At 66.7% G+C, this 19,704-nt stretch carries 12 protein-coding genes and 1 pseudogene; 7 read left to right on the top strand and 6 right to left on the bottom strand.

Features of this window, described 5'->3' with window-relative positions; genetic code table 11:
• Positions 1-51: 51 nt before the first annotated feature.
• From AC59GX_RS07475 to AC59GX_RS07465, 3 genes are all read right to left on the bottom strand, one after another.
• On the bottom strand, positions 52-762 hold the full coding sequence (locus tag AC59GX_RS07475; protein ID WP_426279718.1) for a DsbA family protein: 711 nt from the start codon (positions 760-762) through the stop codon (positions 52-54).
• Positions 759-2,114, bottom strand: coding sequence for a M48 family metalloprotease (locus AC59GX_RS07470; protein ID WP_426279717.1), 1,356 nt, complete (start codon positions 2,112-2,114; stop codon positions 759-761). Before AC59GX_RS07470 ends, AC59GX_RS07475 begins: the two co-directional genes overlap by 4 nt.
• 613 nt (positions 2,115-2,727) lie before the next feature.
• On the bottom strand, positions 2,728-5,706 hold the full coding sequence (locus AC59GX_RS07465) for an Rne/Rng family ribonuclease (RefSeq protein ID WP_497301404.1): 2,979 nt from the start codon (positions 5,704-5,706) through the stop codon (positions 2,728-2,730).
• Between the two features lie 540 nt (positions 5,707-6,246).
• On the opposite strand from AC59GX_RS07465, the gene AC59GX_RS07460 reads away from it, so the two are divergent.
• On the top strand, positions 6,247-7,488 hold the full coding sequence (locus AC59GX_RS07460; RefSeq protein ID WP_426279715.1) for an N-acetylmuramoyl-L-alanine amidase family protein: 1,242 nt from the start codon (positions 6,247-6,249) through the stop codon (positions 7,486-7,488).
• A 173-nt stretch (positions 7,489-7,661) separates the two neighbouring features.
• Positions 7,662-9,635, top strand: coding sequence for an OPT family oligopeptide transporter (locus AC59GX_RS07455; RefSeq protein WP_243645455.1), 1,974 nt, complete (start codon positions 7,662-7,664; stop codon positions 9,633-9,635).
• Positions 9,636-9,968: 333 nt separating this feature from the next.
• Here AC59GX_RS07455 and AC59GX_RS07450 read toward each other — a convergent pair whose 3' ends face one another.
• The 3 genes from AC59GX_RS07450 to queF form a co-directional block, all read right to left on the bottom strand.
• Complete coding sequence (locus AC59GX_RS07450; RefSeq protein WP_056051630.1) at positions 9,969-11,252, bottom strand: glycoside hydrolase family 130 protein; 1,284 nt, start codon at positions 11,250-11,252, stop codon at positions 9,969-9,971.
• Positions 11,253-11,316: 64 nt separating this feature from the next.
• Positions 11,317-13,587 carry a glycosyltransferase family 4 protein gene (locus tag AC59GX_RS07445; RefSeq protein ID WP_426279714.1) on the bottom strand — a complete coding sequence of 757 codons (2,271 nt, stop codon included), beginning with the start codon at positions 13,585-13,587 and terminating at the stop codon, positions 11,317-11,319.
• A gap of 146 nt (positions 13,588-13,733) precedes the next feature.
• Positions 13,734-14,192, bottom strand: coding sequence for a preQ(1) synthase (gene queF, locus AC59GX_RS07440; protein ID WP_120301343.1), 459 nt, complete (start codon positions 14,190-14,192; stop codon positions 13,734-13,736).
• Between the two features lie 20 nt (positions 14,193-14,212).
• Here queF and AC59GX_RS07435 point away from each other — a divergent pair, with 20 nt between their 5' ends.
• The 5 genes and pseudogenes from AC59GX_RS07435 (at position 14,213) to AC59GX_RS07415 (ending at position 19,563) form a co-directional block, all read left to right on the top strand.
• Positions 14,213-15,769, top strand: a complete 1,557-nt coding sequence (locus AC59GX_RS07435; protein WP_426279713.1) for a cryptochrome/photolyase family protein — start codon at positions 14,213-14,215, stop codon at positions 15,767-15,769.
• Positions 15,770-15,793: 24 nt separating this feature from the next.
• Positions 15,794-16,623, top strand: a pseudogene (locus AC59GX_RS07430) (sulfurtransferase).
• Positions 16,620-17,816: a cystathionine beta-lyase gene (gene metC / locus AC59GX_RS07425; protein WP_426279712.1), complete on the top strand. Its 1,197-nt coding sequence runs from the start codon at positions 16,620-16,622 to the stop codon at positions 17,814-17,816. The pseudogene AC59GX_RS07430 and the gene metC overlap by 4 nt, the downstream one beginning before the upstream one ends.
• A 3-nt stretch (positions 17,817-17,819) precedes the next feature.
• Entirely contained in the window at positions 17,820-18,485 is a 666-nt protein-coding gene (gene bluB, locus AC59GX_RS07420; RefSeq protein WP_426280384.1) for a 5,6-dimethylbenzimidazole synthase, read from the top strand.
• 220 nt (positions 18,486-18,705) lie between these two features.
• Positions 18,706-19,563 (top strand): TorF family putative porin, encoded by an 858-nt coding sequence (locus AC59GX_RS07415; RefSeq protein WP_426279711.1) that lies wholly within the window; start codon positions 18,706-18,708, stop codon positions 19,561-19,563.
• Positions 19,564-19,704 lie beyond the last annotated feature (141 nt).

Raw genomic sequence — 19,704 nt, 5'->3', positions numbered from 1 at the left:
GCGGGACCCCAGACTGGGTCCCCGCCTTCGCGGGGAAACAAGGAGGGGGCGTCAACCGGCGCGGGCGGCTGCTACGGCTTTCTGGAGGTCTTCTAGCGGCAACGCACCCGACAACACGCGGTCGCCGACTACCCAGCTTGGCGTGCCGGTCATGCCGAGTTTGGCGGCGGTTTCCATGTTCTTGGCGATCTCGGCGTCGGCGGTCTTGGTGAAGTTCGCCTGCGTGGTGTCTACCCCGGCCTTGCCCGCAGCGGCGGCGATCGAGGCGTCGCTGACGGGGCCGCCGGCGTAGAGCGCGTCGTGGAAGGTGGCGAACTTGCCCTGTTGCGCGGCCGCCAGGCTGGCGCGGGCGGCGATGCGGCTTTCGGCGCTGAGGATCGGGAGTTCGCGGAAGACGACGCGGACTTTCGGGTCGGCGGCGATTAGCTTGGCGATCATCGGCAGGCTCGCGCGGCAATATCCGCAATTGTAATCGAAATACTCGACGAGCGTGACGTCGCCCTTGGGGTTGCCGGCCCAGGCGCTGCCGAACGGGGTGACGATCGCGTCGCGGTTGGCGGTGACGGTCTTGCCGGACTCGCGGTCGCGCAGTTTCTCCATCGCCTCGGGGAGGATCTCGGGGTGCGCCAGGACATAGTCGTGGACGATCGATTCGACCTGCGCGCGCTCGACGCCGCCACCCTGGCGGTCATAGCCCCAGACCGCGAGGCCTCCGATGACGGCGCCCGCGACGGCAATTGCCGGGAATGTAAGTTTGCTCATTTGCGGCGCTTATACTGCTTCGGGTTGTCGTCCATCTCGTTCTGCGCGGCCATCGCGATATCCTGTGCGCGGATCCAGTCGGTGGTGTTCGCCGGGATGTTCGCGAGCGCATATTGCGCGCTCGCCGACGCGGTCCGCATGTCGCCGCCCATGCTGGCGCGCTCGGCGGTGGCGAGCGCGGCGCGCGCGGTATCGCCGGTCAGTTCGTAGACGGTGCCGAGCTGCATCCAGGCGAACGGGTTCTGGTCGTCGCGACCTACCGCGGTGCGCAACACGCGAGTCGCCTCGGGGTAGTTCGCCTTGTTCTCGGTCGCGATCAGCGCGTGGCCGAAGGTGGTGGCGATCAGCGGGTTGTTGCGCGAGCCTTCCGTGGCTTCGCGCAGGGGGACCAGCGATTCGGTCGGCTTGCCCGCCTCGAGCAGGATCTGCCCCTTGATCTCGAGGAAATACGGGTCGGTCGGCTCGGCCTTTACCAGCGCGTTGGCTTCGGCGTCGGCTTTCTCGGGGTAGCCGGCTTTGTGATACGCGTAGGCGCGGGCGTAGTGCGCGTAGATCGACTGGTTGCTGGGCGGGAAGGCCTGCAGCGTCTGGTCGGCGGGCATGACGTAGCCGGCGAGCTTGGCCTTTACACGGCGGAAGCGTTCTTCGAGCGCGGCGTCGGGTTTGTTGGCCCAGGCGGGCGAGGCTTGCAGGTCGGCGGTGAGGGTGGCGACGCGTTCGCCCGAGAGCGGGTGCGACTGCATGAACGGATCGATGTTGGCGGTGCCGAAGCGGTATTCCTGCTGCTGCAATTTCTTGAAGAAGCTGAGCATGCCGCGGCCGGAGACGTTGGCCTCGCGCAGGAATTTCGCGCCGGTCGCGTCGGCGGTCGATTCCTGGACTCGGCTGAACGAGAGGTAGCTGCCCATCGCCGCCTGCTGGCCCGCCGCCATGATGCCTGCGCCTGCCTCGCCGCTGCCGGCCGCCATCGCGGCGAGGCCGAGGACCATCGAGAGCAGGTACATGCCCATTGCCGGCTTGGTGCCGCGGTCAGCGAGGACGACATGGCCGTCGGCGATGTGGCCGAGCTCGTGCGCGATGACGCCCTGGACTTCGTTGGCGTTGTCGGCGGCTTGGATGAGCCCTGAGTGGACGTAGACGGTCTGGCCGCCGGCGACGAACGCGTTGATCGAGTCGTCGTTGATGAGGACGACCTTCACATCGCGCGTCGAGAGCCCGGCCGCCTTGATCAGCGGGTTCGACATCTCCGCGAACATGGTTTCGGTCTCGGCGTCGCGGAGGATCGACTGGGCTTGGAGGGGCGTCGTCCCGAGGAGGAGGGCGGTGGCTGCGGCGGCTACGAAGCGCTTCATATTACGGGGTATCGTCGATTGGGGGCGGGGGGGCAATGGTCGTGCGGTCGGGCGTGCGGTGGAGTGAAGTATAGGAAGTGCAGGCGCTGGGAGCGGTTTTTGCGGTTCGTTGGGGGTGGGGGGGGCATTGGGGGAGGGGAGCAGGGTTTGGGTGTGTAGGACAGGGGTTTGAGGGGGGGGCGCCCTAAGAGGTTGCTGCGCCGGCTATCGGCCACTTACCCGGCTATTGGTTTCCTCCCTGGCTATCAGACCACCTCCCCGGCGGAGGCCGGGGTCCAATTGGGGGACCGAGCGAACTGAGGGTGGCGCTTCGTTATTGGCACCTTTCCAATTGGGCCCCGGCCTTCGCCGGGGTGGTGGTGGGTGGGGGGAGCTCGGCGTGCATCATCAGAGGAGCTAGAACACAAGCCCAGGGCCGCCCTTCTGTCGTGTTCACCCGCGAAGGCGGGTGCCCAGTCTGGGTCCCCGCCTTCGCGGGGATACAAGCTTTTCTCGTTCGCCACGTGAGGCATTGGGCGCTCACGGATATCGTGCTGCCGGAGGATCGCTTCCCACAAACGAAAACGGGCGCGGCCTTTCGGTCGCGCCCGTTCTTTGGTCTCGGCGTCCGGGTTTAGCCGAAGGTGCGCTGCCACCAGCCGCGGCGGGGGGCGCCGTCGGGGTCGTCGTTGGCGCCGTCGTTGGTGTCCGAGGTCGCGACGTCCTGGGGCTGGACTTCGGCCTTGGGCGGGGTGGTTGCGATCGGCTCGGCGAGGGGTTCGCTGGTCGGAGCGGCATCGCCTGCGTCGACCACGGCTGCCTTGCGCGGACGACCGCGGGGCTTGGCGACCTTGGCTGGCGCTTCCTCGACGACCGGCGCTTCCACCGCTGGCGCTTCGACCACCGCGTCCGACGCCTTGCGACGCGCACGCTTGGGCTTCGGCGCCGACGCTTCGATCGTCTCGGCGGGCGTTGCGCTCACCTCGTCCGTCGTCGCCTCCGCAACCGCTTCGCGACGGCGACGACCGGGCTTCGGTGCAGCCGGCTCGGCAGCGACGGGCTCCGGAGCGATCGGCTCGGGAACCACTGGCTCCGGTGCAACCGTCTCGGCTTCCGCCTCGACCGCACGTGGCTTGCGACCACGACGAGCCTTTGGTGCTGCGTCGGCCACCGCCTCGGCGATGTTCGCCGCTGCGGCTGCCGCACGGGCACGCGGACGACGGCGCATCTTCGGACCCTCGGCGACTTCCGCGACCGGGGCTTCCTCGACGACCGGTTCGAACGCCGGTTCGTAAGGCGGCTCGGCATAGGTCGACTCGACCGGCTCATACGCTTCCGGCTCGGGAGCCTCGGCGATCAGCTGGGCATCGTCGACGCTGCTGACGGCCACCGACTGGCCGTTCTCGGCGCCCTGCTCGTTGCGACGACCGCCACGACGTCCCCGACGACCGCGACGACGACGACCTTCGCCCTCTGCGCCATTGGCCTGCTCGGATGGCGCACCAGCCGAGACCATTTCGCCACCGCCGACTTCGACGATGTCGCCCTCGACCTCGTCGATCTCCTCGACGTTGGTGTCGGCGTCCTCGAACGTGCCGTCCTCGTTGACGCCCTCTGCTGCACCTTCCTCGCCGGGACGTGCACGACCGCGACGACCGCGACGACGGCGGCGCTTCTTGCCGCCTTCACCATCCGCATCGCGAGCCTCACGCGGCGCACGCTGCTCGCCATTGCCTTCGCGGGGCTCGCGACCCCCCTCACGACGACGCGGCTGCTCGGCTTCGGCCTCCTCGACTTCCTCTTCCTCGATCTCGTCCTCGATCTCCTCGGGGAGGTCGTCTTCGTCTTCCTCTATGATCTGGACGAACTTCGGCGCGTGCGCGGGCGGTGGGCCGCTGGCCTCGACCGTCATGTGCGCGCCTTCCTCGTCCTGGCCGGGGATGATCTCGACGATCACGCCGTAGCGATCTTCGATCTCGGCGATGTCGGCACGCTTGCGGTTGAGGATGTAGACCGCGGCTTCCTGGCTCGCGCGCAGGGTGAGCAGCGAACCGCGACCGCGGGCGGCCTCGTCCTCGATCAGGCGCAATGCGGAGATGCCCGACGACGATGCGGTGCGAACCAGCCCGGTGCCTTCGCAATGCGGGCAGGCGCGGGTCGACGCTTCGAGCACGCCGGTGCGCAGGCGCTGGCGGCTCATTTCCATGAGGCCGAACGACGAGATGCGGCCGATCTGGATGCGCGCGCGATCGTTCTTGAGCGCCTCCTTCATCGCCTTCTCGACCTTACGGACGTTGGAATTGTTATCCATGTCGATGAAGTCGATGACGACGAGCCCGGCCATGTCGCGCAGGCGGAGCTGGCGGCCGATTTCCTGAGCCGCCTCGAGGTTGGTCGCGGTCGCGGTCTGCTCGATGCTGTGCTCGCGCGTCGAGCGGCCCGAGTTGATGTCGATCGAGACGAGCGCTTCGGTCGGGTTGATGACCAGGTAGCCGCCCGACTTCAGCTGGACGACGGGGTGGTACATCGCGGCAAGCTGATCCTCGACGCCGGCGCGCTGGAACAGCGGCACGGGGTCGGCGTAATGCTTGATGCGCCGCGCGTGCGTCGGCATCAGCAGGCGCATGAACTCGCGCGCCTGGCGATAGCCGTCCTCGCCCTCGACGATGACCTCTTCGATTTCCTTGTTGTAGATGTCGCGGATCGCCCGCTTGATCAGGTCGCTGTCGCCGTAGACGAGCGCGGGGGCCGATGCGTTCAGCGTGGCTTCGCGGATGCCGTCCCACAGGCGGGCGAGGTAATCGAAGTCACGCTTGATCTCGACCTTCGAGCGCTGGAGGCCCGCGGTGCGGACGATGCAGCCCATCGACGGCGGCAACTGCATGTCGGCCATGATCGTCTTGAGGCGCTTACGATCGCCCGCGTTGCTGATCTTCCGCGAGATGCCGCCGCCGTGCGACGTGTTCGGCATCAGCACGCAGTAACGACCGGCGAGCGACAGGTACGTGGTCAGCGCCGCGCCCTTGTTGCCGCGCTCCTCCTTGACGACCTGGACGAGCAGCACCTGGCGGCGATGGATCACGTCCTGGATCTTGTAGCGACGGCGCAGGTTCATGCGACGCTCGCGCAGGTCCTCGACCGCGGCATCGTCGGCGCTCGGCTTGCGCTTGCGACGGGGGGCTTCGCCCGCTTCGCCGCCTTCGAGTTCCTCGGCGACGTCGGGATCTACCCCGCCATCGTCCTCGAAGCGCTCGATGTCGTCCTCGTCGTCACCCTCTTCGTCGTCCGAATCGTAGTCGGCGCGCAGGGCGGCTTCCTCGGCGGCGTGCTCGGCTTCCTCACGGAGCAGCGCGTCGCGATCTTCCTTGGGGATCTGGTAGTAATCGGGGTGGATCTCGCTGAACGCGAGGAAGCCGTGGCGATTGCCGCCGTAATCGATGAACGCCGCCTGGAGCGACGGCTCGACCCGCGTGACCTTGGCGAGGTAGATATTGCCCTTGAGCTGCTTGCGTTCGGCACTCTCGAAATCGAATTCCTCGATCCGGTTACCCTTGACGACTGCGATCCGGGTCTCTTCCCGGTGGCGTGCGTCGATCAGCATGCGCGTTGTCATTGTAAATTCTCCGCGCGCGCGCCGGGCCTGTCGGCAGCCGTCGCGCGCTTGATGGTGGTGCGGTCGGGCACGGACGCCCGGACTCGCGGATGGTGTGCGAAACTGCCTCTGCGCGAAGTGCATGCCGCGGGAACTCTCCCTGCGGCGCCCGCACGACCGCGAGTCCGTCGGCGAAGGCCGGTCGGAGTGCGGGGCGGGGGGAATGCATCATTCGAGCGTCAACCTGAATTGCCGCGCCGGCGAGAATCCGCTGGCGGGCGTCGAGACCGGCGCGTCGCTGGTAAAATCCAGGCGACACACGGCTGTACGACAGGACTAGCACTGCATACCCGATCCCGCAACTGGCCCCGGAACCGTCGCTTTCGTGGGCGTTTCGGCTCGAATTCGGGGCAGCGAGGCGCAGACTTGCCGGGGCGGCAGAGCCTTGCCGGCAAATACATGGCAAACGGCAAATTAACCGCACTGCGCAACCGCGTCTTGTGATGCGAGGCGCTATCGCTCGCTCACAGAGATCGGATGTATCGATCAAAGGGGTGTAGCATGGGTTTTCGCTGGACCGGCGGCAGGGCCGCACGGCAAGGACGCGAGGTGTTGACGGTCATCGCCCTCATCGCCGGCTGGCTGGCGAGCGTTCCCGCCTGGGCCGCGACCGTGCAGAGCGTCGCGATCCGGGACGGGCGGATCGTCATTCGCTTCGACGAGGCGGTCGGCGATGCCGCCAGCCGCGTGCTCACCGGACCGCGCCAGATCGCCGTCGACGTGTCGGGCGCTACACCGGGCCGGGAGGTGTTGGGGCGCGGTCTGGTGACTGGTGTCACGCAGATGCGCAGCGGGCGATCGGGGATGCGGATGGTGTTCGATCTGGCCGAGCCGGCGATCGTCACCGACGGCGGGTTCGACTCCGACGGGCGGGAGCTGACGCTGGCGTTGCGCACGGTCGATTACGATCAGTTCGCGGAAGCCGGGATCGCCGGGCCGCTGAATTTCTTCCCGTTCAATTTCGGCGCAGGCTCGCGGCCCAAGTACAAGGTGTCGGTGCCGGTGCCGCCCAAGGCGCGGGGCATAAAACTGCCGCGCGTGCAGGGCGACGACACGCGGCCGCTCGTGGTGATTGATGCGGGACATGGCGGTGTCGACCCGGGCGCGATCGGGCCGAACGGGCTGCGCGAGAAGGACGTGACGCTGAAGGTCGCTAAGGCGATCCGCGACGAGTTGCTGGCGTCGGGGCGGGTGCGCGTGGCGCTGACGCGGAACGACGACCGCTATTTGATCTTGCGCGAGCGGTACGGCGTTGCTCGGCGGCTCAAGGGTGACCTGTTCATCTCGATCCATTGCGACAGCACGGGTTCCGAGAACGCGACCGGGGCGACGGCGTACACGTTGTCGGAGGTGGCGTCGGACAAGGAAGCGGCGCGGCTGGCGGCGCGCGAGAACAAGGCGGACGTGATCTCCGGCGTGAACCTCGGCGAGGCGCCCGCGGACGTGTCGTCGATCCTGATCGACCTGACGCAGCGCGAGACGATGAACGCGTCGGCGACGTTCGCGCGGCTGCTCGGGCGGGAGGCCAAGCCGTTGATGCCTTTGAAGGCGAACTTCCACCGGATGGCGTCGCTGATGGTGCTGAAGGCGCCGGACATGCCGTCGATCCTGTTCGAGACGGGGTATATCTCGAACCCGCAGGACGCGGCGTTCCTGGACAGCGAAGAGGGGCGGCACCGGATCGCGGAGAGCGTGACGCGGGCGGTCGAGGTGCATTTCGCGCGGCGGATGGCAACGCGGTAGGTTTGGGTTGCGGGTTGGGCGAGGTCAGCCCGCCCTTCCTTGTTCTCCCGCGAAGGCGGGAGCCCAGTCTGGACTCCCGCCGTCGCGGGAGAACACACTAGTGACGGTCGATACGGTTTCCTCACGCCCCACATCATGTCACAAGTCGCCCGAATTGCTTTGAGGCTGACCAGATGACCGACGCGACGCGGGGCGTAACCGACACGGGCCCCGAGACCAGCATGCGCGAACTGACGTTCCGCGGGATCGTGCTCGGCGGGATCATCACGCTGCTGTTCACTGCGGCCAACGTGTATCTCGGGCTCAAGATCGGGCTGACGTTCGCGACGTCGATCCCGGCTGCGGTCATATCCATGGCGGTGCTGCGGCTGTTCAAGGATTCGACGATCCTCGAGAACAACATCGTCCAGACGATCGCGTCCGCCGCGGGCACGCTCGCGGCGATCATCTTCGTGCTGCCCGGCCTCGTGATGATCGGCTGGTGGCAGGGCTTCCCATTCTTCACCACCGCGGCGATCACGATGTTCGGCGGCGTGCTCGGCGTGCTGTTCTCGGTGCCGCTGCGTCGTGCGCTCGTCGTCGACACCGTGCTGCCGTATCCGGAAGGCCGCGCGGCGGCGGAGGTGCTGAAGGTCGGCGCAGGTAGTCGCGAAGGCGGCGAGGAGAGTGCGCGCGGGCTCGGCATCATCGTCGCCAACGCGGTCGTCTCGGCCGGGTTCGCGATCCTGACGCAGACCAAGCTCGCCGCCGCGGAGGCCGCGACGTGGTTCCGCGTCGGTGCAGGCGCGACCGGGATCTCGGGAGGGCTGTCGTTCGCGTTGCTCGGCGCAGGGCATCTGGTCGGTATCTCGGTCGGCATGGCGATGTTCGCGGGCGTGGTGATCGGCTGGTGGATATTGCTGCCGATCCTGACCTCAGGCGGCAGCGTCACTGGGACCGCGGAGGTGATCGCCAACACCGTGTTCCGCTCGGACGTCCGCTTCTTCGGCGCTGGCGTCATCGGCGTCGCGGCGATCTGGACGTTGTTGAAGATTGCCGGGCCGGTCGTCGGCGGCGTCCGTTCGGCTCTCGCGGCGTCGGCGGCGAAGCGGGGCGGCGAAGTACTGGCTCTCGAAGAGCGCGACATTCCGATCGGGATCGTCGGGATCGGCTCGCTGGCGATGCTGGTGCCGATCGGCATCCTGCTCTGGACCGTGTTGCAGGGCGGGCCGCTGGAGGCGTCGGCGATCGGGTTGATCGCGGGGAGCCTCGTGTTCATCCTCGTCATCGGCCTCGTGATCGCGGCAGTGTGCGGGTACATGGCGGGGCTGATCGGTGCATCGAACTCGCCGGTGTCGGGGATCGGCATCCTCGCCATCCTCGCGGCGTCGATTCTGCTGGTGTCGTGGTTCGGTCGCGCGGTCGAGCCGGGGACGACGCAGGCGTTGGTCGCCTACGGGCTGATCGTGACGGGCATCGTGTTCGGGATCGCGACGATCTCGAATGATAACCTGCAGGATCTGAAGACCGGGCAGCTGGTCGGCGCGACGCCGTGGAAGCAGCAGGTGGCGTTGCTGATCGGCGTGGTGTTCGGGTCGATCGTGGTGCCGCCGGTGTTGAACCTGCTGGGGAGCACGCTCGGGTTTGCCGGTGCGCCGGGGGCGGGGCCGAATGCGCTGGCGGCACCTCAGGCGGCGTTGATCTCGGCGCTGGCGAAGGGCGTGCTGGGGGGGAACCTGAACTGGGCTATGATCGGGTATGGGGCGCTGACCGGCGTGGTCGTGATCGCGGTCGACGAACTGCTGGGCAAGGCAGGGAAGCTGCGGTTGCCGCCTCTGGGGGTTGGGCTCGGGGTGTATCTGCCGATGTCGGTGACGTTGCCGGTTACGATCGGGGCGGTCGTGGGGTTTGCGTATGATCGTTGGGCGGACCGGGCTCGGGATCCTGAGCTTGCCAAGCGGATGGGGGTGCTCACTGCGACGGGGATGATCGTCGGGGAGTCGCTGTGGGGCGTTGGCTTTGCGGGGATTGTGTATCTGACCAACAAGGAGACGCCGCTGGCGCTGGTTGGCGATGGGTTCGCGAGCGTGGCGCTGGTTGGCGGGACGCTGTTGTTCGCGGTGCTGACTTGGGTGATGTACCGGCGGACGATGGCGGCTTCGCGCTAGGCACGTGCCCTCACCCTTCCCACCCGGTAAGCGCCGGGCGGGCCCCTTCCCTCTCCCCGAGGGGAGAGGGAGTAGAGAGTTTGTTTCCCCGCGAAGGCGGGGATCCAGACTGGGCTCCCGCCTTCGCGGGAGAACAAGGAGCAGGAGATGCGCTCTGTTCTAGCGTACCACCCCGGCGGAGGCCGGGGCCCAGTTGGGGGGCGTTGCTAATTGAGCAATGCGCTTCGTCACTACAGCCTTGCCAACTGGGCCCCGGCCTCCGCCGGGGTGGCGGCTTAATGCCGGGGTGGTGCTAACGCGTGGGAGAAGGATGGCGTCCGTCTTGACGCCCCGTCACTTCATCGCAGCAAGCATGTCCTTGATCGGCACGAACGCGAAGCCCACCGAACTGTCCGCGATCCCGTACGGCATGAAGATCGTGTCGCCGTGCTTCAACGCACCGCAGCTATAGACGACGTTGGGGACATACCCCTCGCGGTCCTGATCCTTCGCGGCCAGGATCGGCTGGCTCGTCCGGCCGATCACTTTCGACGGGTCGTCCTTGTCGAGCAGCACCGCGCCGATCGAATACTTCCGCATCGCGCCGACGCCGTGCGTCAGCAGCAGCCAACCCTCGTCGAGCTCGATCGGTGGGCCGCAATTGCCGATCTGCACCAGTTCCCATGGATATTCGGGCGTCAGGATCTTCTCGCCGTCGTCCCAGTCGGTCAGCGTGTCCGACTTGAGCAGGAAGAGGTTCTCACCGTCCTGCCGGCCGATCATCATGTACTGGCCGTTCACCTTGCGCGGGAACAGCGCCATGCCCTTGTTGCGCGCGGCGGGGCCGGTCATCGGCACGAGGTCGAACGCGCGGAAGTCGCGGGTGCGCATCAGTTCGGACTGGATCACCGAGCCGTTATACGCGGTGTAGGTGCCGATCCACTCGTAATCGCCGTCCTCGTGCTGGAAGCGGACGATGCGGAGATCCTCGAGGCCCTTCGACTGCGCCTGCGTGATCGGGAAGATCACCGTGCCGCTCAGCGTGCTGTCGCGGTGGCGGTAGACGGTGACGGGGCCGATCGGCATCTCGTCCTCGCCGCTGCCGACCGCATCGGTCGCGGTCGCGAACGGGGGTTCCGGCGCAAGCTTCATCTGGTTTTCGCAGGTGATGATGCCCTCGCGGAACGCCACCGACGAGATGTGACCCTCGCCGACCGCGCGCAGCGACATCAGGATACGCATCGAGCCCGGCGGCATGCCCGACTGGTCGAAATGCGGCACCGCGCTAGGGTTCATCAGCGCGGCGGCGGCATAGCTGTATTCGTGACAGAAATACGCGCCGATCAACTGGCGTTTCTCGTCGCCGATCTCCGCGCCGTTCAGCCCGAGCATGTCCTCGATCTGGTCGTAGCGCGTCATGAACACGCGGCGCGTCTGCCAGTGGCGCGCCTCGAAATCCTTCAGCACGACCTCGAGCTGCGCGCGCGCCTGTGCGGGCGACATTTCCAGCACTTCGCCGACGAGCCGCTCGGTGCGGCTCGGTGCGCCGCCATGACCGCCCCAGGCGATATGGAACGGCCGCACGACGACACGCGAAGGGTCCGCGTGCAGCCGCAGCTGGTGGTTGAACAGATCCATCGTAGCAGTGCCCCGCGTCGTTCCACTCAGCGCACCGTCGCCTGTCAGGCTGTCACTAGCGTGGCTAGGCGACGACGCGCGCCGCTCCTGCCACGCTTTGCGCTGCCTTTGATACCCCTGAAATCGCACAGCTTGCGAGTTGGAGCGCCAAAATCGACTCGGCACCCTGGTTTCGGTTGAGCCCGGTCGGCATCAGGCCGTCATAGCAACCGCCGTCCGCTACGCTCGCGAGCGGCAGGTCGAGGTCGTTGACGCCGAGGAACCAGCCGTAGGCGCGCAACGCCTCGTCACGCCAGCGCACGTCGCCGGTCGCGTCGTACGCAGCAGCGCACGCGTCGACGGTCGCCTGCGCTTCGAGCGGCTGCTGGTCGAACTGCAACGGCTCGGCATAGGGTCGGTTGAAGCTCTCCGACCCGACCGCGCGGAAACGGCCCTCGGGAGAGGTCTGCTTGGCGACGATCCAGTCGAGCGTGGCGAGGCCGCAGTCGATCAGGTCCTGACGCCCGAGCGCCTGGCCTGCCCGGATCAGCGCCTGCGGAAGGCGCGTATTGTCGTAGGCAAGGACGATCTCGAACCACTGCCACTCGGGGCGGCGCGCCTTGGCGAGCAGGTCGAGATGGACCTTGGGGAAGGCTTCGAGGATCGACAGCGACAGCTGGTGACCGGGCTTGGCTTCCAGCATCGCCGCCGCGCCGAGCATCGCGAACGCCTGCGCGCGCAAGGAGCCGAGTTCCAATGCCATCGACGCGGTCGAATCGAACATCGCGGTCGCCCAGTCGCGGTGCTTGGCGGCCTGCGCATCGCGCGCGGTGACGCCGAGCGACCAGAGCGTGCGGCCGTTCGAATCTTCCGACCCCGAATCCTCGCACCATGTGCGATCGAAGTTCATGAAGTTGCGGAACCGGCGCGTGTCCGGGTTCCAGGCGTATTGCACGAACGACGCGTAGATCGTCATCCACTTGTCGCGTGTCACGTCGTCGAGACCCGGTATCGCGCTCATCAACATCAGCGCGCGGCAGTTATCGTCGATGCAGTAGCCGTGGCGACGATCGGGAATCGAGTAGATCGAATGCTGGAGCATGCCGGTCGAATCGCTCATCCGCTCGACCGCGGCGAAATCAGGCGTCAGCTGCTTCAGCGGGGCTGGCACCTTGGCGAGGCGAAAAGGGCGCGCCGCCACGATCGCACGGATCTCCGTCATCATCGCTTCGGCGAGCTTCGGCCAGATCATCGTGCGGCCGCGCGCATAGGCACGCTCGGCCAGACGGTTGCGATCGCGGTCGTTCGACATCAGCGCATCGATCTCGCGCGCGAACGCATCGACATCGCCGAAGGGCACGAGCACACCGTGACCATCCGCGAGGATCTCGGTCGCGTGCACGTACGGCGTCGAGATGACGGGCTTGCCGACGCCGATCGCGTAGCTGAGCGTGCCCGACGTGATCTGCGCGGGGTTTGTGTACGGAGTCACATAGACGTCCGACGCCTGGAGATAATCGAGCAGTTCGCCATGCTCGAGGAAGGCATCGACGAACGAGACGTTGTCGGCGACGCCCTTCTCGGCAGTGAGCGCCTTCAGCTTGTCGCGGTACTTCTCGCCCTCGTACGCGACGAGGTTCGGGTGGGTCGCGCCGAGCACGACGTACAGCAGGTCGGGATGCTTCGCGATCACCGCAGGGAGCGCGTTGATGACCGTCTCGATCCCCTTGTTGGGCGCGAGCAGGCCGAACGTCAGCATGACTTTCCGCCCTTCCCAGCCGAACTTGTCCTTCAGCACGGCGGGATCGAGCAGGTCGCGATCGGGCACGCCGTGCGGGATCATGACGATCTGGCGCGAATTGGCACCGTAGACACGCTGGAGGATGTCGCGACCACGTTCGGCCATGACGATCACGCGAGCGGCGCGACGGAGCAGGCCCTCGAGCACGCGACGCTCGTCGGCGTTGGGCTTTTCGAGGATCGTGTGCAGCGTGACGATGACGGGCAGCGTGGTGCGATCGAGCAGTGCGAGGATGTGCTCGCCTGCCGGGCCACCGAAGATGCCGTATTCGTGCTGGAGCCAGATCGCCTGCGCGCCGCTGGCCTCGATCTTCCGTGCGGTGTCGATGTATGACGACAGATCAGGCTCGGGGATCGTCCCTGTGACTTCGGCCGGATAATCGTATTTGCCGGGGTGATCGTCCATCGCGTAGACGTCGACGGCGATCTCGGGGAAGCGCGCGCGCATGGCCGTGAAAACGTCGGTCGTGAAGGTGGCGATGCCACACTGTCTCGGCAGGAAATTACCGATCAGCGCCAGTCGCGCGATATTCCCACCGTCCGCCGGTTTCACCATACCCTGTCCCTCGTTTGAGCGCGCACTTCTGGGAAAACCCGGTCGCGCATCCATTTGAACGGTTCAGGTAGCATAAAGTTTCATCACATACTGCAGTGCAGCACGGCAATACTATCAACCCAGATCAAACCGGTTTTGCGCGTGCCTCATCCGCGACCGCGATAAGAGGCGACTCCCTGGTCCGGCAGCCACAGATCGTGCGGCGGTGCACTCGATTGCCAGAACACGTCGATCGGGATTCCGCCGCGCGGATACCAGTAACCGCCGATGCGCAGCCACACCGGCTTCATCTCGTCGAACAGGCGCTCGCCGATGCCGACGGTGCAGTCTTCGTGGAACCCGGCATGGTTGCGGAAGCTGCTCAGGAACAGCTTGAGCGACTTGGACTCGACGATCGTCTCGCCGGGGACATAGTCGATGACGAGATGCGCGAAGTCGGGCTGGCCGGTGACCGGGCACAGCGACGTGAACTCGGGCGCCGCGAACCGCACGAGATACGTCCGGCCCGGGCGCGGGTTCGGAACATAATCGAGCACGGCCTCTTCTGGAGAGGCGGGGAGGGCGCTGTTCTGGCCGAGATGCAATGGGTTCTGGGGAGCGGTCATGTGCCGCCATGTAGGATGCGATGACGCGCAAGAAAACCACACTCGTACCGATCCTCGGCGACCAGCTCACGATCGACCTCGCCTCGCTGCGGGACTGTGATCCTGAAACCGCGATCGTGCTGATGATGGAGGTCGACGGGGAGGCGACCTATGTCCGTCACCACAAGCGCAAGATCGCGTATATCCTGTCGGCGATGCGGCACCACGCCGAGGCGCTGCGCGAGGCCGGGTGGACGGTAGAATACACGCAGCTCGACGACCCCGATAATGCAGGCAGCTTCACCGGCGAGATCGCGCGCGCGGTCGAGCGGCATGACCCGGATCGGATCGTCGTCACCGAGGGCGGCGAGTGGCGCGTGATGGCGATGCTCGAAAGCTGGGAGACGCTGTTCGGCATCCCGGTCGAGATCCGCAGCGACGACCGCTTCCTCGCCAGCCATGCCGATTTCGAGACCTGGGCGGCGGAGCGCAAGTCGCTGACGATGGAATGGTTCTATCGCCAGATGCGGACGCGCACCGGGCTGTTGATGACCGCCGGCAAGCCCGAGGGCGACCGCTGGAACTTCGACAAGGAGAACCGCAAGCCCGCCAAGAACGACCTGCTGATGCCGCGCCCGCTAGTCTTCGCGCCGGATGCGATTACGAAGGACGTGCTGGCGCTGGTGGCGGAGCGGTTCGCCGAGCATCCGGGGAGCCTCGACGGGTTCGAATACGCCGTGACCGCGAAGGATGCGGAGCGGCAGGCGGCGAACTTCTTCAAGCACGCGCTGGCGCAGTTCGGCGATTACGAGGACGCGATGCTCACCGGCGAGCGGCACCTGTGGCACTCGATCCTGTCGCCCTACATCAATTCGGGGCTGCTCGATCCGCTCGACCTGTGCCGGCGCGCGGAAGCGGAATATCGCGCCGGTCGAGCGCCATTGAACGCGGTCGAGGGGTATATTCGCCAGATCATCGGCTGGCGTGAATACATGCGCGGGATCTACTGGCGCGAGGGGCCGGACTATGTCGAGCGCAACTTCCTCGATCACCACCGCGAGCTGCCCGGCTGGTACTGGACCGGCGAGACCGACATGCACTGCCTGCGGGAGGCGATCGGCCAGACGCTGGAGACCGCGCACGCGCACCATATCCAGCGGTTGATGGTGACGGGCAATTTTGCGCTGCTGATCGGCGCGGACCCGGCCAAGGTGCACCTCTGGTATCTGGAGGTGTATGTCGACGCGTATGAATGGGTCGAGCTGCCCAATACGCTGGGGATGAGCCAGTTCGGCGATGGCGGCTTGTTGGGGTCTAAGCCGTATATCTCGTCGGGCGCGTATATCGACCGGATGTCCGATTATTGCGGGACGTGCCGGTATAACGTGAAGCAGCGGATCGGGCCCGATGCGTGTCCGTTCAACGCGCTGTACTGGGATTTCCTCGCGCGGCACGAGGACAAGCTCGGGCGGAACAACCGGCTGGCGATGCCGTATCGGAACTGGGCGAAACAGTCCGAGGCGGACCGTGAGGCGACGCGTGCGCAGGCGGCCGGGTTCCTCGCGTCCCTCGACGCGAGCGGCCCGGCTGGCTACTGACCGATCGAGCACAAGGAGCCGCATATGGACGCGTTGGTAAGCACCGATTGGCTGGCGAACGAACTGGGCGCGAGCGATCTGAGGATCGTCGACGCGACCTACGCCGAGGGGCGCGATGCGGCGGCGGAGTATGAGGCCGCGCATATTCCCGGCGCGGTGTTCATGACTTGGGCGAACTTCGCGATACCGACAGCGACCTGCCCAACATGCTGCCCTCTGCAGATAAGTTCGCGAGCCAAATGCAGACGCTGGGGCTCGGCGATGGCAGCCGGATCGTCTTGTACGACAGCTCGCCCTGGCACACGTCGGCGCGAGCGTGGTGGATGCTGCGGCTGTTCGGCGCGCACAACGTTGCGATCCTCGATGGCGGGCTGGCCAAGTGGCCGGCCGAGGGGCGCGAGACCGCATCGGGCAAGGATACGCCGCGGCATCGTCATTTCACGACCTGGGCGGACCTGAAGGGCGTGCGCGATCTCGACCAGATGAAGGCGAACGTCGCAAGCGGGGCGGAGCAGGTACTCGACGCGCGCTCCGGGGCACGCTTCACGGGTGCGGAGGAAGATCCGAGGCCGGGGACGGCGCCGGGGCATATTCCGGGGTCGAAGAACCTGCCGCAAGGTGCGGTGTTCAACGCGGACGGGACGTGGAAGACCGGCGACGCGCTGAAGGCCGAGTTCGACAAGGCCGGCATCGACCTGGCGAAGCCGCTGGTGATGACCTGCGGCTCGGGGATCACGGCATCTGTCCTTGCGTTCGGCGCGCACCTGCTCGGTAACGACGCGGCGCTGTACGACGGCAGCTGGTCCGAATGGGGCGGCGATCCCGAGACACCCAAGGCGACAGGCACAGTATGAGCGACACGAACAAGCCGGTCGGCGACGCGACCAAGGTCGTCCTCGCCGGTCGTCGCCCGGAATGGACTCAAGGGATCGTCAGCCCGCCGGTCTGGCGCGCCTCGACCATCCTCTACGATTCGGTCGGCCACCTTCGCGACAGCGCCACGCGCGATACGCATCACCGCCTGTTCTACGGGCGCAAGGGTACGCCGACGCAGTGGAGCCTCGCCGACGCGCTGACCTCGCTCGAGCCCGGCGCGGAGGGGACGTTCCTCTATTGCTCTGGCGTCGCGGCGATCGCGGCGGCCCTGCTGTCGGTGCTGTCCCCCGGCGACGAACTGCTGCTGGTCGACAGCGCCTACGACCCGACGCGCGGCATGGCGGGCGGGCTGCTCAAGCGGTTCGGGATCACCACGCGCTATTACGACCCGATGATCGGCGCGGGCATCGCCGACCTGATCGGCGAGAAGACGCGGGCGATCTTCATGGAGAGCCCCGGCTCCTTGAGCTTCGAAGTGCAGGACGTCCCCGCGATCGTCGCCGTCGCGAAGGCGAGGGGGGTGACCACCCTGCTCGACAACACCTGGGCGACCCCGCTGTTCTTCCCCGCGATCGAACGCGGCGTCGACCTGACGATTCTCGCCGGCACCAAGTACGTCGTCGGCCATTCGGACGTCATGCTCGGCTCGGTCACCGCCGCACCCGGGCATTTCAAGAAACTGCGCGAGACGAGTTTCCAGCTCGGCCAGGTCGCCAGCCCTGACGATTGCTGGCTCGGCAGCCGCGGTCTGCGGACGATGGCGGTCCGCCTCACGCAGCATCAGTCGAGCGCGCTGACCATCGCGAAGTGGCTCCAAGGCCGCCCCGAAGTCGCGCAGGTCCTCCACCCCGCGCTTCCCGACTGCCCCGGCCACGACCTGTTCGTCCGCGACTTCAAGGGCTCCAGCGGCCTGTTTTCGTTCGTCCTGAACGGCGGTGACGAAGCGTCCCGCGCCGCCTTGATCGACACGCTGCAACTGTTCGGCATCGGCTATAGCTGGGGCGGTTTCGAAAGCCTCGCCATCCCCGCCGACCCGCAGCGCCACCGCAGCGTCACCAAGCGCGACGCCGCAGGCCCGATGGTCCGCCTCCAGATCGGCCTCGAAGACCCCGCCGACCTGATCGCCGATCTCGAAGCCGGGCTCGCGGCCTTCACCGCAGCGCGGACCTAGGCGATTTTCGACCAAGTCGCGCACGCGGGGGAGGCCACCGAAGCACCGATCTTCGCACCCGCGTTCCAAGCCGAACTCGAAACGCTGTTCCGCTGGCGCCGCGATGTCCGGCATTTTCGGCGCGACCCGCTGCCGACCGGGTTGCTCGACCGGTTGCTGGAGATCGCCAACGCCTCGCCGTCGGTCGGGCTCAGCCAGCCCTGGCGGTTCGTCACGATCGATGACCCCGCCCGCCGCGCCGCAGTCCGCGCGGACTTCGAGGCGTGCAACGCGGCGGCGTTGACGACGCAGGAGGGGGCGAGGGCAGCTAGCTACGCACGGCTCAAGCTTGCCGGGCTCGAACGGGCGCCGTGCCATGTCGCGGTGTTCGTCGAACCCGACCCGGAGCAGGGCCACGGTCTCGGCCGCCGGACCATGCCCGAAGCCGTCGCCTATTCCGCGGTGATCGCGGTCCATACGCTGTGGCTGGCCGCCCGCGCGCAAGGGATCGGCCTCGGCTGGGTCTCGATCCTCGACCCGTCGCGCATCCGTGGGATCCTCGACGTGCCCGAGACCTGGCAGCTCGTCGCATATCTCTGCATCGGCTATCCCGAGACCGACGCGGTCGTCCCTGAACTCGAGCGCGAAGGGTGGGAAAACCGAAGCCCGATTAACGCCATAGCGCGCTGAACGCGCGTTGGATGCGACGGCTGCCTTTTAAATAAGTGTGGCGGTTGCGCAACATGCGCGCTGTCAAAGCCCGGTTGTACGCAAGATTCGCTTGTGCGGCGCACCATGGGCTGTCATCGCGGTGTCACCGTTGGAAAGACCGCACTGGGGTTTGGCCCCGAAAGATGCGGCGTTCACGGATGCAGGGCGGACATCGACTTCCGGTATCGAAAGGGAAACGATGCGCTTCACCACACTTCTTCTCGGCGGCATTGCTTTGGCTGCCGCAACGCCAGCGTTCGCACAGGATGCGGCTACGGCGCCTCCCAAGGAGGTCACCGTCTCCGGCTCGGTCGGCCTCACCAACGACTATCGCTTTCGCGGCGTGTCGCAATCGGACGAGAATCTCGCCGTCCAGGGCGGCATCACGATCGCGCACAAGAGCGGCGTGTATATCGGCACCTGGGGTTCAAACCTCGCGGGCTGGGGTACGTTCGGCGGTTCCAACATGGAGCTCGATCTGATCGCCGGCTACAAGACGCCGATCGGTGGCGGCGGCGCGATCGACGTCGGCGCGACCTGGTACATGTATCCAGGCGGCTTCGACAACACCGACTTCATCGAGCCCTATGCCAAGCTGTCGGGTACCGTCGGCCCGGTCGCGTTGCTCGCGGGCGTCGCCTATGCGCCCAAGCAGCAGGCGCTCGGGCCTTGGTATGTCAACGGCACGTCGGCTGCGAACGGGGTGTACGACCGCGTCAATGCGAAGGACGACAACCTCTATCTCTGGGGCGATATCAGCAGCGGGATCCCCAACACCGGGCTGACCGTGAAGGCGCATGTCGGCCATTCGAACGGCAACAAGGGCCTCGGGCCGTTCGCGACCAGCGTGTCGCCGACCGGCGAGTATTGGGACTGGCTGTTCGGTGCGGACTACGTGATCCCGACGACCCCGCTGACGCTGGGCGTGGCGTATGTCGACACCGACATCTCGAAGCGCGAGTCGGCGTATCTCCAGCCGAGCTTCAGCCGTGGCCAGGACGGCACCGGCTCGATTGCTGGCGGCAAGGTGCTGGTGTCGCTGACCGCGGCGTTTTGAACGCCTGAGGAGAGGGCGCGGCGAGCTTTCCGCGCCCCTCAACCTGAAAGCTTGTTTCCCCGCGAAGGCGGGGACCCAGACTGGGCTCCTGCCTTCGCGGGAGAACAAGGAAGGGAAGCTAAGGCTTCCACTGGCATCTCC

The sequence above is a fragment of the Sphingomonas sp. 320_CC genome (assembly GCF_059691795.1).
Note: the sequence above shows the minus strand (reverse complement) of the source record. Positions and strands in the feature narration are given on the sequence as shown.